The following is a 13388-nucleotide window of genomic DNA, read 5'->3' as shown; positions in this document are numbered from 1 at the left end:
GCGCCGTAGGGCTCCGGGGGGGGGTGCCCCCCCCCCCCCCCCCCCCCAGGCCCTGGAGGGGAGTCGGCGGGCTCTGTTTCAATGAGCGCCCGGATGGGAGTGATACGCATGGTGTCCACGGACCGATTCCTCGCCTTCGCCGCGATGTCCCTGCTGGTCATCGTGATCCCGGGGCCCAGCGTGCTGTTCGTCATCGGCCGGGCGCTCGCCCACGGCCGCCGCACCGCCGTGGCGACGGCGATCGGCAACGTCTTCGGCTCGTACCTGCTGGTGGTGGCGGTCGCGGTGGGCATCGGCTCGCTGGTGGAGCGCTCGGTGACGGTCTACCTGGCGGTGAAACTGGCCGGCGCCGCCTACCTCGTGTACCTGGGCGTCCACGCCTTCCGGCACCGCAGGGAGCTGAAGGCGTCGGCCATCAGCACCCGTGCGGACGAGCCGGCGCGGGGTGATCTGCGCACCGTGCTGGACGGTGTGCTGGTCGGGGTCACCAATCCGAAGGGGGTGGTGTTCTTCGCCGCCGTGCTCCCCCAGTTCGTCGACCACTCGGCGGGCCACGTCCCCCTGCAGATGCTGCTGCTCGGCCTGATCCCGATCTCGATCGGCCTGGTCACGGACACCCTCTGGGGCCTGACGGCGTCGGCGGCCCGCGCCTGGTTCGCCCGCTCCGACCGCCGGCTGTCGCTGATCGGCGGCGCGGGCGGGTTCACGATGATCGGGCTGGGCCTGACGGTGGCGGTGACGGGCCGCGCCGACTGACGCCCGCCGCAGCGCCGGTCAGCCCCGCGGGATCACGGTCCCGAACCGGATGTCGTACGGCGCCTGCGGATGCATGGCCGCGAGCATCCGCGCGCCCTCCTCGGCCAGTTCCTCCCGTTCGCGCCTGCCGGGCGTGCCGAAGGGCTCGATGACGAGCGCGTCGTCCGTCAGCTTCCACACCCCGGCCATGAAGCCGTCGAGGAGGAAGGTGCGGTGCACCATGTTCCCCACCCAGCTGCGGCCCCAGTAGGCGGCGGGGACGACCCGGGTGCGGTCGGCGTGCGAAAGCAGCAGGTTGTCGAACTCGGGCAGGAAGCGCGGCGGGGCGGGAGTGTCCGGGTCGGGGCGGGGGGCGTCGGGGAGGTCGAAGAGCTCGACGCCGTTCTCGTCGCGGAAGACGGCCAGTCGGGGGCGCAGGCGCTCGAAGGGCTCGCGCAGCCGCGTCAGCCCGGCCCAGGTCTGCATGTCCTTGACGGAGGCGGGTCCGAAGGCGGCGAGGTAGCGCAGGACGGTCGCGTCGACGTCCGGCGCCGCCTCGGCGGGCCGGCCCAGCCAGTGCTCGGCGGTGGTCAGGGCGACCTGACCGCTCCTGCCCCACAGCCCGCGCGGGGTGACCTGGACGAGCGGGAGCGTGCAGCGGGCGGCGATGCCGAGGGACTGCGGGTCGGCGTCGGGCCACTCGGCCAGCAGCGCCTCGCGCAGCTCCTTCATGGTGCGCGGCTCGGTCTCGACCAGCTCACGGGCGAGCGCGGCGAGCCGGCCGAGGTCGACACCCGCGAGCCCCTTGCGGAAGGCGGTCAGTTCGCGGTCGCGGGCCGGCTGGACGAGCGGGCGCAGGGTGAGGCAGTCGTCGGCGGTGTGGGTGTGGATGGTCGAGCGCATGGTGACGATGCGGACGACCTCGCGGTCCGCCATCGGCGCGGAGAGGTCCTCGGGGCGGAAGCCGTCGAGCCGGGCGGCGAGCGCGTAGTAGGGCGGCTTCACGTTCTGCGCCTGGAGCCCGAGGAGATGCGCCACGGCGGCCTTCGCGTCCAGCGGTGACCGGTGCAGCAGCAACTGCCGTTGCAGGGTTGCGCGGTTGAGCGCGCGGGCGGTGAGCACGGGGCTCGTCGCGGTCGTCGTCCTCGGCCTGCTCGGCTTCGTCATGCTCCGCACGCTAGCCGTCCTTGCGGACACCGGCTGTCCGCAACTCTCACCGGATCCCGGACGCGCCGGCCACCGCGCGTTCGCACGGCCCGGATATCCTGCCCGGGATCACGCAGGCCGCAGGCACGAACCGGGAGGCAGCCGCATGTCCGAGCGACGCGCCCGTCCGGAGCACGCGAACGGGCGCAGGTCCGTCTGGCGCCGCGCGCTGACCCCGCCGCAGCCGCCGTCGTCCACGACCGCGCCCCCCGCGGCCGCGCCGGCGTCCGCGGAGCCGGCGGAGGTGGCCAGCGTCGTCCAGGCGGCGCTGTACCGGGACGGCGTCCGGGTCTCCTCGCCGGCCACCCTCGCCGAGACCTACCGCGAGCTGCGGGACCGGCCGGCCGGCATGGCGTGGATCGGCCTCGCCCGCCCCACCGACGACGAACTGCTCTCCCTGGCGGCCGAGTTCGACCTGCATCCGCTGGCGGTCGAGGACGCGATGGAGGCCCACCAGCGCCCGAAGCTGGAGCGCTACGGCGACACCCTGTTCGTGGTCCTGCGTGCGGCCCGCTATCTCGACGCCCCCGAGGAGGTCGACTTCGGCGAGCTGCACGTTTTCGTGGGCCCCGACTTCCTCATCACCGTCCGGCACGGCGCCGCCCCCGACCTCTCCGCGGTCCGCCACCGTATGGAGGACTCCCCGGAACTGCTGAAGCTCGGTCCGGAGGCGGTCCTGTACGCCATCCTCGACGCGGTCGTCGACGGGTACGCGCCGGTGGTCGCCGGCGTCCAGAACGACATCGACGAGATCGAGACCGAGGTCTTCCGCGGCGACCCCGAGGTATCCCGCCGCATCTACGAACTCTCCCGCGAGATGGTCGAGTTCCAGCGCGCCACCCGCCCCCTGGTCGGCATGCTGCACGGGCTGATCGCCGGGTTCTCCAAGTACGGCACGGACGAGGAGCTCCAGCGCTATCTGCGCGACGTCGCCGACCACGTCACGCACACCAGCGAGCGCGTCGACGGCTTCCGCCAGGCCCTCGCCGACATCCTCACGGTGAACGCGACGCTGGTCACCCAGCAGCAGAACGCGGAGATGCGGGCGCTCGCGCAGGCGGGGTTCGAGCAGAACGAGGAGATCAAGAGGATCTCCAGCTGGGCGGCGATCCTGTTCGCGCCGACGCTGGTGGGCACGATCTACGGGATGAACTTCCACGACATGCCGGAGCTGAGCTGGAGCTTCGGCTACCCCTTCGCGATCGGCCTGATGGGCGTGGTCTGCTTCAGCCTCTACGTGATCTTCAAGCGGCGGGGCTGGCTCTGACGGCAGCGCCCGGCGCCACGCCGCGGGCGGCCGAACGAGGGACCTTGCGTGTGTCAGCGGGGCGCGCGGGGTAGCGGGGCGCCAGGGTGGCCGCCATGAAGAAGACGATGCGCCTGCTGGCGCTGACGACCGTGCTGACCTGCCTGCTCGGCGCCGCCTCCGGCGGCCCGAAGGAGGGCGAGCAGTACTTCCGGCTCAAGCACCCGGTCACCGGTGTGGCCGCCCGCCAGGTGGTGGAGGTGTTCTGGTACGACTGCCCGGACTCCTACGCGTTCGAGAAGCCGCTGGAGAACTGGGCCGCGCGGCAGAGCCCGCGGGTGAAGGTGGTCCGCATCCCCGCTGCCTGGACGGACCAGCCCGGCCAGCTCGCCTACGCCCGCCTGTTCTACACGCTCGACCGGCTCGGCCTCGCGGAGCGGGAGGCGCTCCCGGTCTTCCGCGCCGTACGCGACCAGCACCAGGACCTCACCACCGAGCGCAGGGTGCTGGCCTGGGCGGCCACGCGGGGCCTCGACGTCGACGCGGTGCGGACCGCCTACCGGTCCAAGGCCGTCGACGCCAAGGTCAAGGCGGCGCCCGCGCTCCGGGAGCGCTACCAGGTGGTGGAGGAGCCCACGGTGGTCGTCGGCGGACGTTTCCGTACGTCGCCGCTGCAGGTCGGCAGCGCCTCGGACACGCTCTCGGTGATGGACCACCTGTACCGCACCGCGTGAGCCGCCTGACGCCGTGAGGCACAAGGAGTGAAACCAGGCGCCGACGGCGGCGCCCATGCGCTCGCCCACGCGCATGACGTGCGGGTGAACACGCCTGTGAGCAGCGCGGATTGCCTACGATTCGTCGTGTGGTCAACTTTCTTCTCGAACGCACGGCACCGCTCCCGCTCGACGAGGCGTGGCGCCGCCTCACGGAGTGGCGCCGCCATGGCGACGTGGTCCCGCTGACCCGGGTCAAAGTGGTGCCGCCGTCGCCGACCCGGGTCGGCACGCTCGTCGTGGCCCGTTCGGGAATCTGGCCCCTCGCCTTCGACGACCCGATGGAGGTCACGGTCTGGCGTCCGCCCACGGACACCGCGGCGGGCCTGTGCCGGCTGGAGAAGCGGGGGCGGGTGGTGACGGGTTGGGCGGAGATGGAGGTACGTACTGGGCCGGGGGGACGTAGCCGGGTCGTCTGGCGCGAGGAACTGGCGGTCCTGTGGCTGCCGGGGCTGTTCGACCCGCTGCTGCGGAGTGCGGCGGTATACATGTTCGGGAGAGCGGTGAATCGCCTTCTGCGGATGGAGTAAGGGCCGCTTCCGGGGTGCCCCGTGCACCTGCGGCCGCGCGGAACGGTCGGCATGTTCACGATCGAAGACCGGTGGACCCGTTCGCGCCTGGCCGCGGTCGGGGTCCCCGGTCGCGACGGCGGGCAGTTTGTCGCCGCGCTCGTGGTCGCCGTCGCTCTTGGCGCTGAGGATCGTGTCGCAGACCTCCCGAAGCCTGTCCGTCGCCTGCTTCGAGAACAGACCACACAGGCCGCGATGCCGGAGAAGCCGTACGGATTCGTGGCACCGGCACCCGAACCCCCCGCAAAGAGACCATCGCGAAGCAGGAAGTACACGAACACGACCAGCGCCACCCCGATACCGGCCCGGAGCAGGTACACCACAGCAGCTGGCGTACAACCGCCTGTTGCCCAGATAGGTCGCGAACGATGTCACCGTGGACGAAGCTGCCCGGCCCGCTGCACAGGATCACCGCGAACAGCATCGCGCTGTCGGCGGTCAGCGACCACGTCCCGATCTCGAACGGCGACACCGGGACGTGACGGCACCCTCGTCGGTGCCGGACTGAACTAGTTCGAGCTCCAAGGCCACAGACTCACCGGGCCGCCGAACACTACAACCAGTCCGGCCAGGAGACCGGCGCCGAGCACCGTGGTCGCCACCGGCGACAAACGGCGCCCCGTCTCCGCGCCCACTCCACTCGCCGACCCGCTCAGCTGCCGGCCCCCGATGTGCTTTTGCCCGACGGGCACCCCTGCTCTCGGTCACCCCACCCTGCCGCCCCGCCGGCCACCCTGCAAGTCGCGGCGCTGACTGTGCCGGCGCAGCGGCGACTACACTGCCGAGACTCGGGGTGCAACGCATGCGGGGGGAAGGTTCATTGGCGATCGATGAGGTGATCACCGGCGATGCGGACGATCTCGTCACACGCCTGAAGACGCTGCTGGTCAAGGGCGACAAGCCTGTCGCCTTCATCACCGGCTCCGGCATCAGCATCGGGGCCGTCGACGGCGTCGGCAGGATCGTGGAGACCATGCGGAAGCTGCTCGACGAGGAGGTGGAGCGGGATCGGTTCGACCGGAAGGTCGTCGGCCCCACGGACGGCGAGAAGTACCAGCAGGCCGCCCACTTCGTGGAGTACAACCTCGGTCAGGACCATCTCAACAGGGTAATCCGGCGGGCGGTCCTAGGTGCCTGCACCGGCAAGAATGCCGCCGCCCGGTCGGCCCTGTACAGGCGCAACAACCCGCAGGAACTCACCGCCCTCGAAGAGCAGACCGGCCTGTGGAAGCTGCCCCGGGGAGTGGAGGCGCTGGGCCGGCTTCTGCGCCATCTGCCCGCTGAGCGCCGCGGCCCCGTGATCACGACGAACTTCGATCCACTGTTGGAGATCGCCGTGCGCAAAGCCGGCGGCCAACCGAACTTCCAGTACTTCGACCTCGATGGCCGGTTGATCCAGCCCCATCACCAACAGCAGGTCAACATCGCGCACGTGCACGGGTACTGGTCCTGGGGCGACACCCTGCACACGGCGACCCAGTTGCAGCGACAGCGTCCCCAACTTCACGGCAGCCTACGGGAGTCGCTGCATGGTCATGTCGTAGTGGTGATCGGCTACAGCGGCTGGGACGACGCCTTCTCCCGGACGCTGCGCGAGCGGGTGCTGGAGCAGAACACCCAGGACAGCGATCTGATCTGGTGCTCGTATCCGAAGCTCACCCCCGGCGACTTCGAATCCGGGCTCTTCCAAGAGCTGCGCTCGCTGCGCAGGACGTACTTCTACGACGGCATCGACGCCAACGAACTGCTCCCGCGCTTGCTCGATGACTACCTGGCGGCCCTGCCCCAGCCCGGCCTGACCGGCTGGCGGCGCGTGGACCGCGCCTTTCTCGACAAGGAATCCCGGGCTCAGCACGGCGAGGACGACGTCGTTCGGTTCTTCGACGGTGCGGAACCCGGCTGGCGCACCGCACTCGACACCCGGGTGCCCCGCCTCGCCCTCGTCGGGGAACTGTCCGACCGGGTGCGCGACTGCATTGATGGCACGCTCGACAAGCAGATCGTGGCTGCCGTGGCCCCCATGGGCGAGGGGAAGAGCATCGCATTGCGCCAGGCGACGGTCGACCTGGTGCGCAGCCACGACGACATCACGGTGTACTGGCGGGAAGCCGGCGCCGGCATCGACCCCGACGCGGTCCTGGCCCTGCCAGAGCGGCCGGACCACCGCATCCTCCTGGTGAGCGACGACGGCGCCCTCGTCATCGACGACCTCCAGCGGCTCATGACGGCGTGCGTGAACCGCGGCCGCACGGACATCCATGTGCTGCTGGCCGCACAGGAACGGGAGTGGCGCGACCAGGGCGCAGCCGGCCGACTGCGGCCGGCCCTGGAGACCCTCGTGGGCACCGGTCTCTCGGAAGCGGAGGGTCAAGCCCTCGTCACCGCGTGGGAGGAGCTCAACGCCCTGGGCGAACTCGCCGAGACGCCACAGGAGGAGCGGGCCGCCCGGCTGATTCGACTGGCCCAGGCCTCCTACGGCCGCCAGGACAGCGCGCTCGTCGGGGCCATGCTGCAGGTCCGGTACGGGCCCCTGCTGCGCAGCCACGTCATGGAGCTGCTGCAGCGGCTCCGTGCATACAGTCCCGTCGGGAACTGCTCACTGCGCGAGTGTTTCCTGATGATCTCGCTGCTCCACTCCGCCTGCCGCTTTGGCCGGGGCAACGGGTCCCCGTTGTCCCGTCGGGTCCTCGCGCGGGCCGTGGGGCTGAAGTCCGCGGACGCCGTCGAGTGGGAGGTCATGAACCCGTTGGGCAGGGAGGCCGCGGCGTCGGGGCACGGACCCGCGCTGTGGGTCCGTCACCAGTCCATCGCAAACGCCGCCCTCGACATCAGCCAGGAAGGGGATCCGAAGGAACTCGCCTCGATCGTACGGAGGTTGGTCACCGCGGCCGTGGAGATATCCCAGGAGACGAAGACTTTCGACGATGACCTCCACTCCACCGCCTACCTGTCCTTGCGGCTGTCAGCGGCGCAGGAGCAACGGTTCGCCCACGAGGCCGTGGCGGCAGCCGAGGCCGCGGTGATCGCCTCGCCCAGACGGCTGAGCTTCCGCACGGCCCAGATCACCGCGCTGCGCCGCGCGGGGCGGATCGGCGACGCGCTGAGCGTCGCCGAACGCGCCTGTCGCGAGCTGGGGTCCATGACGGACTCCGCTTCGAAGATCAAGTTCTATCCGGCATGGGGCACCGCCGCCGGACAGGATGGCCAGTACGCGTCCAACGTCCTGCTGTGCGGCGTGACTCTGCCGCTATCCGTCCGCGAGCAGGACGTAGTGGTCGGCCTGCTGGGAATGGGGGTTGGGCTGGCCGCGCTGCACGCGCAGACGACCAACCCCGTGTTCCTCGACGCACTGCGCGGTGTCGTGGGGCTGGTGGCGGGACGTCGGCTCAGCAGGCAGTCGACCAGTCATCTGAACCAGCACCGCCGCTACCTCGACGCGCACGGGGTCTCGCCCATCGAGAACGCCGACGCGTGGGTGGCGGTACAGGCAGCGGTGGACACTCTGGTGCCAACGGCCGATGCTTCCCTCTCTCCGCTACTGGGCAAGGGGAAGCTGTGGGTGCTTCCCCGCAAGGGGCTCCTGTGACCGAGGCGGTCCAACCGGACTCGAGATGATGCACCGCCGGGCGGTCCGCGTCGGCGAGTTTCACGCCACCGACCCGATCCGCCCCACCCCCACCGACGCACCGTCATGATGGATCGGCGTGTGCGCGCCGGCCAGGGAGACCCCGCTGCCCCCCCGCCGGTCGGCGACGATCTCCGAGGCGATGGACAGGGCCGTCTCCTCGGGCGTACGGGCGCCGAGGTCGAGGCCGATCGGGGAGCGCAGGCGCGCCAGTTCCAGCTCCGTCACGCCGACTTCACGCAGGCGCTCGTTGCGGTCGAGGTGGGTGCGGCGGGAGCCCATCGCGCCGACGTAGGCGACGGGCAGGCGCAGCGCCAGCCGCAGCAGCGGGACGTCGAACTTCGCGTCGTGGGTCAGCACGCACAGGACCGTCCGGCCGTCCACCGGCGTGCGCTCCAGATATTGGTGGGGCCACTCGACGACGATCTCGTCGGCCTCGGGGAAGCGCGCCTTCGTCGCGAAGACGGGGCGCGCGTCGCAGACCGTCACCCGGTAGCCCAGGAACCTGCCGATCCGCACCAGCGCCGACGCGAAGTCGATCGCGCCGAAGACGATCATCCGGGGGGCGGGCACGGACGACTCGACCAGGACCGTGAGCGGGGCGCCGCAGCGCGAGCCCTGCTCGCCGATCTCCAGGGTGCCGGTACGCCCGGCGTCCAGGAAGGCACCGGCCTCCGCCGCGACCGTGCGGTCCAGTTCGGGGCGGCCGCCGAAGCCGCCCTCGGTGGAGCCTCCGGGGCCCACCACGAGGGCCCGGCCGAGCAGTTCGGCCGGTCCCCGTACGATCCGCGCCACCGCCGCCGCCTCCCCACGGGCGGCGGCGGCGAGCGCGGACGCGATCACCGGGCGGGCGGGATCCCCGGCCCGTACCGGCGTGACGAGGATGTCGATGATGCCGCCGCAGGTCAGGCCGACGGCGAAAGCGTCCTCGTCGCTGTACCCGAACCGCTCGAGGACGGTGTCGCCGTCGTCCAGGGCCTGCCGGCACAGCTCGTACACGGCACCCTCCACACAGCCCCCGGAGACCGAGCCGATCGCCGTGCCGTCGGCGTCCACCGCGAGGGCGGCGCCGGGCTGGCGGGGTGCGCTGCCGCCGACGGCCACCACGGTGGCCACGGCGAAGTCACGTCCCTGCTCGACCCACCGGTTCAGCTCCTCGGCGATGTCCAGCATCTGTCGGTCTCCTCACGGGGTTGCTGCGTAGGGCTGTCCACGGGCGGCTAGTGCACGCCCATCCAGCTCTCGATCGGATTGAGTGCGAAGTAGATCAGGAAGATCGCCGTCAGGCCCCACATGAACGCCCCGATCTCCCGCGCCTTGCTCTGGGCGATCTTGATGGCGACGTAGGAGACGACTCCGGCCGCGACGCCCGCGGTGATGGAGTACGTGAACGGCATGATCACGACGGTCAGGAAGACCGGGATCGCGGTGGCGCGGTCGGCCCAGTCCACGTGCCGGGCGTTCATCATCATCATCGCGCCGATCACCACGAGGGCCGCGGCCGCGACCTCGCCGGGGACGATCGCCGTCAGCGGGGTGAAGAACAGGCAGGCCGCGAAGAACAGGCCGGTGATCACGGAGGACAGGCCCGTACGGGCGCCCTCGCCGACGCCGGTGGCGGACTCGACGAACACCGTCTGGCCCGACGCGCCGGCGACGCCGCCGATCGCGCCGCCCGCGCCGTCGATGAACAGCGCCTTGGACAGGCCCGGCATCCGGCCCTGGTCGTCGGCCAGTTTGGCCTCGGTGCCGACGCCGATGATGGTGGCCATGGCGTCGAAGAAGCCGGCCAGCACGAGCGTGAAGACGATCATGCCGACGGTCATCGCGCCGACGCTGCCCCAGCCGCCGAACTCCACCTTCCCGAAGAGCGAGAAGTCCGGCATGGACACCGCGCTGCCGTGCAGTTCGGGAGCGCCGCTCGCCCACTGCTTCGGGTCGATGACCCCGGCCGCGTTGAGGACGACGGCGGTCACGGTGCCGCCGACGATGCCGATCAGGATCGCGCCGGGGACGCCGCGCGCCTGCAGCATGAAGATCGCGAGCAGGGTGACGGCGAAGAGCAGCACCGGCCAGCCGGCGAGTTCACCGGTCGGGCCGAGGGTGACCGGGGTCGCCTTGCCCTGGTGCACGAAGCCGGCCTTCACCAGGCCGATCAGGGCGATGAACAGACCGATGCCCATGGTGATCGCGTGCTTGAGCGCGAGCGGGATCGCGTTCATGATCATCTCGCGCAGGCCGGTGACGACCAGCAGCATGATGACCACGCCGTACATCACGCACATGCCCATGGCCTGCGGCCAGGTCATCTGCGGAGCCACCTGCGAGGACAGCACGCCGGAGACGGACAGGCCCGCGGCGAGGGCAAGCGGCACCTTGCCGACGAAACCCATGAGTAGCGTGGTGAAGGCCGCGCCGAACGCCGTGGCGGTGATCAGGGCCTTCTGGCCGAGCGTGTCCCCCGCCGCGTCCTTGCCGGACAGGATCAGGGGGTTGAGCAGCAGGATGTACGCCATCGCCATGAAGGTGGTGACGCCGCCGCGCACTTCGCGTGCGACGGAGGATCCGCGCTGGGATATGTGAAAGTACCGGTCGAGCCAGGACCTGCCGGCCGGGACGCGGGATCCTGCACCCGCGTCGTCGGCGGTGGTCGCCGGCTCCAGTGACTGCTGGGTCATGTGGGCCTACTCCCAAGGTTCACAGGGGCACCCGGCAGCGCCACGGGGCGACTGCGGGATTTGGGATGGTGCTGCGGCCGCACGACCCGGGGGACGGCCCGAGACGAACGAACTGGGTTCTCCGGGCGGCGCGGAAGGTGTGACGTTCCGTGCGCCGCCCGGAGGTCTTTCACACGGTGCCGGTGAGGTGCTCGGGCCGGACCGGGGTCCTGTTCAGCTCGAGTCCGGTGGCGTTGCGGATCGCCGCGAGGACAGCCGGGGTCGACGACAGGGTCGGTGCCTCACCGATGCCACGCAGCCCGTACGGGGCGTGGTCGTCGGCGAGTTCGAGCACGTCGACGGGGATGGTCGGCGTGTCGAGAATCGTGGGGATCAGGTAGTCCGTGAAGGAGGGGTTCCTGACCTTCGCCGTCTTGGGGTCGACGATGATCTCCTCCATCACCGCCACGCCCAGGCCCTGGGTGGTGCCACCCTGGATCTGGCCGACGACGGAGAGCGGGTTGAGCGCCTTGCCGACGTCCTGCGCGCAGGCCAGTTCGATGACCTTGACCAGGCCGAGTTCGGTGTCGACCTCGACGACGGCGCGGTGCGCGGCGAAGGAGTACTGGACGTGGCCGTTGCCCTGGCCGGTGCGCAGGTCGAAGGCCTCGGTCGGGCGGTGGCGCCACTCCTCCTCCAGCTCCACCACCTCGCCGTCGAGGACGTCCACCAGGTCGGCGAGGACCTCGCCGCCGTCGGTGACGACCTTGCCGCCCTCCAGGAGCAGTTCGGCGGTGGCCCAGGCGGGGTGGTAGGTGCCGAACTTGCGGCGGCCGATCTCCAGCACCCGCTCGCGCACGAGCTCGCAGGCGTTCTTCACGGCGCCGCCGGTGACGTAGGTCTGCCGGGAGGCGGACGTCGAACCGGCGCTGCCCACCTGGGTGTCGGCCGGGTGGATGGTCACCTGCGCGACGCCCAGCTCGGTGCGGGCGATCTGCGCGTGGACGGTGACACCGCCCTGGCCGACCTCCGCCATCGCGGTGTGCACGGTGGCCACGGGCTCGCCGCCCACGACCTCCATGCGCACCTTGGCGGTGGAGTAGTCGTCGAATCCCTCGGAGAAACCGACGTTCTTGATGCCGACCGCGTAGCCGACGCCGCGGACGACGCCTTCGCCGTGGGTGGTGTTGGACAGGCCGCCGGGCAGCTGCCGTACGTCCGCGCCCTCGCTGGACTCCCACTGGCGCTCCGGCGGCATGGGCATCGCCTTGACGCGGCGCAGGAGTTCGGCGACCGGGGCCGGGGAGTCGACCGGCTGCCCGGTCGGCATGATGGTCCCCTGCTCCATGGCGTTCAGCTTGCGGAACTCCACCGGGTCCATGCCCAGCTTCGCCGCCAGCTTGTCCATCTGCGCCTCGTAGGCGAAGCACGCCTGGACCGCGCCGAAGCCGCGCATCGCGCCGCAGGGCGGGTTGTTGGTGTAGAGGGCGACGGCCTCGATGTCGACGTCGTCGATCACGTACGGGCCGACCGACAGGGACGAGGCGTTGCCGACGACGGCCGGGGAGGCGGAGGCGTAGGCGCCGCCGTCCAGCACGATCCGGCACTTCATGTGCGTGAGCTTGCCGTCCTTCGTGGCCCCGTGCTCGTAGTAGAGCTTCGCCGGGTGGCGGTGGACGTGCCCGAAGAAGGACTCGAAGCGGTTGTAGACGATCTTGACGGGCTTGCCGGTGCGCAGCGCCAGCAGGCAGGCGTGGATCTGCATCGACAGGTCCTCGCGGCCGCCGAACGCGCCGCCGACGCCGGCCAGCGTCATCCGCACCTTGTCCTCGCGCAGGCCCAGCACGGGCGCGATCTGGCGCAGGTCGGAGTGGAGCCACTGGGTGGCGATGTAGAGGTGGACGCCGCCGTCCTCCTCCGGTACGGCGAGGCCGGACTCCGGGCCGAGGAAGGCCTGGTCCTGCATGCCGAAGGTGTACTCGCCCCGCACGATCACGTCGGCGCGCCGCGCCGCCTCGTCCGCGTCGCCGCGCACGATCGGCTGGCGGTGCACGATGTTCGGGTGCGGGACGTGGCCGGAGTGGTGGTCGTCGCGGCCCTCGTGCACGAGCACCGCGTCGGGCGCGGTCGCGGAGGCCTCGTCGGTGATGACGGGCAGCTCGCGGTACTCGACCTTGATCTTGGCGGCGGCGCGGCGCGCGGTCTCCGGGTGGTCGGCGGCGACGATCGCGACGGGCTCGCCGTGGTGGCGCACCTTGCCGTGCGCGAGGACCGGGGTGTCCTGGATCTCCAGGCCGTAGTTCTTCACCTCGGTCGGCAGGTCGTCGTAGGTCATGACGGCGTAGACACCCGGGGTGGCGAGGGCCTCGCCCGTGTCGATGGAGACGATCTCGGCGTGCGCGACGGTGGAGCGCAGGATCTGGCCCCACAGCATGTCCTCGTGCCACATGTCGGACGAGTACGCGAACTCGCCGGTGACCTTCAGGGTGCCGTCCGGGCGGAGCGTGGACTCGCCGATGCCGCCCTTGGTCTGCGACCCCTGGGTGATCTTGGTGGGAGCTCCGTTGGTGGGCATCG

The 13388-nt window shown here is 71.0% G+C and carries 9 protein-coding genes; 5 read left to right on the top strand and 4 right to left on the bottom strand.

The annotated features are described in order from the left end of the window. Positions 1-108 precede the first annotated feature (108 nt). Positions 109-756, top strand: a complete 648-nt coding sequence (locus ACFU97_RS17735; protein WP_384257031.1) for a LysE family translocator — start codon at positions 109-111, stop codon at positions 754-756. Between the two features lie 18 nt (positions 757-774). Here the strand turns inward: ACFU97_RS17735 and ACFU97_RS17730 are convergent, their stop codons facing one another. Continuing rightward, complete coding sequence (locus ACFU97_RS17730; protein WP_384257028.1) at positions 775-1902, bottom strand: winged helix DNA-binding domain-containing protein; 1128 nt, start codon at positions 1900-1902, stop codon at positions 775-777. A gap of 145 nt (positions 1903-2047) precedes the next feature. On the opposite strand from ACFU97_RS17730, the gene ACFU97_RS17725 reads away from it, so the two are divergent. From ACFU97_RS17725 to ACFU97_RS17710, 4 genes are all read left to right on the top strand, one after another. Then, complete coding sequence (locus ACFU97_RS17725) at positions 2048-3208, top strand: magnesium and cobalt transport protein CorA (protein ID WP_384257025.1); 1161 nt, start codon at positions 2048-2050, stop codon at positions 3206-3208. Positions 3209-3303: 95 nt separating this feature from the next. Further along, positions 3304-3921 (top strand): thiol:disulfide interchange protein DsbA/DsbL, encoded by a 618-nt coding sequence (locus tag ACFU97_RS17720; protein WP_384257023.1) that lies wholly within the window; start codon positions 3304-3306, stop codon positions 3919-3921. 128 nt (positions 3922-4049) lie between these two features. Then, positions 4050-4490 (top strand): SRPBCC family protein, encoded by a 441-nt coding sequence (locus ACFU97_RS17715; protein WP_384257020.1) that lies wholly within the window; start codon positions 4050-4052, stop codon positions 4488-4490. A gap of 859 nt (positions 4491-5349) precedes the next feature. Further along, positions 5350-8115: an SIR2 family protein gene (locus ACFU97_RS17710; RefSeq protein WP_384257018.1), complete on the top strand. Its 2766-nt coding sequence runs from the start codon at positions 5350-5352 to the stop codon at positions 8113-8115. A gap of 60 nt (positions 8116-8175) precedes the next feature. Here the strand turns inward: ACFU97_RS17710 and ACFU97_RS17705 are convergent, their stop codons facing one another. From ACFU97_RS17705 to ACFU97_RS17695, 3 genes are all read right to left on the bottom strand, one after another. Continuing rightward, on the bottom strand, positions 8176-9327 hold the full coding sequence (locus tag ACFU97_RS17705) for an XdhC family protein (RefSeq protein WP_384257016.1): 1152 nt from the start codon (positions 9325-9327) through the stop codon (positions 8176-8178). A gap of 47 nt (positions 9328-9374) precedes the next feature. After that, a complete protein-coding gene (locus tag ACFU97_RS17700; protein ID WP_384257013.1) occupies positions 9375-10832 on the bottom strand; it encodes an NCS2 family permease in 1458 nt (485 codons plus the stop codon). A gap of 169 nt (positions 10833-11001) precedes the next feature. Beyond that, on the bottom strand, positions 11002-13386 hold the full coding sequence (locus tag ACFU97_RS17695; protein ID WP_384257011.1) for a xanthine dehydrogenase family protein molybdopterin-binding subunit: 2385 nt from the start codon (positions 13384-13386) through the stop codon (positions 11002-11004). Between the last annotated feature and the right edge of the window lie 2 nt (positions 13387-13388).

This window comes from Streptomyces sp. NPDC057616 (genome assembly GCF_042800575.1).
Classification (GTDB): Bacteria; Actinomycetota; Actinomycetes; order Streptomycetales; family Streptomycetaceae; genus Streptomyces.
This window is presented reverse-complemented; position numbering and strand designations above follow the sequence as displayed.

Bases quoted from the DNA above. Each gene is read 5' to 3' on its own strand.
- ACFU97_RS17725 (WP_384257025.1), top strand. From the start codon at position 2,048: ATGTCCGAGCGACGCGCCCGTCCGGAGCACGCGAACGGGCGCAGGTCC.
- ACFU97_RS17720 (WP_384257023.1), top strand. From the start codon at position 3,304: ATGAAGAAGACGATGCGCCTGCTGGCGCTGACGACCGTGCTGACCTGC.
- ACFU97_RS17695 (WP_384257011.1), bottom strand. From the start codon at position 13,386: ATGCCCACCAACGGAGCTCCCACCAAGATCACCCAGGGGTCGCAGACC.
- ACFU97_RS17700 (WP_384257013.1), bottom strand. From the start codon at position 10,832: ATGACCCAGCAGTCACTGGAGCCGGCGACCACCGCCGACGACGCGGGT.
- ACFU97_RS17735 (WP_384257031.1), top strand. From the start codon at position 109: ATGGTGTCCACGGACCGATTCCTCGCCTTCGCCGCGATGTCCCTGCTG.
- ACFU97_RS17705 (WP_384257016.1), bottom strand. From the start codon at position 9,327: ATGCTGGACATCGCCGAGGAGCTGAACCGGTGGGTCGAGCAGGGACGT.
- ACFU97_RS17730 (WP_384257028.1), bottom strand. From the start codon at position 1,902: ATGACGAAGCCGAGCAGGCCGAGGACGACGACCGCGACGAGCCCCGTG.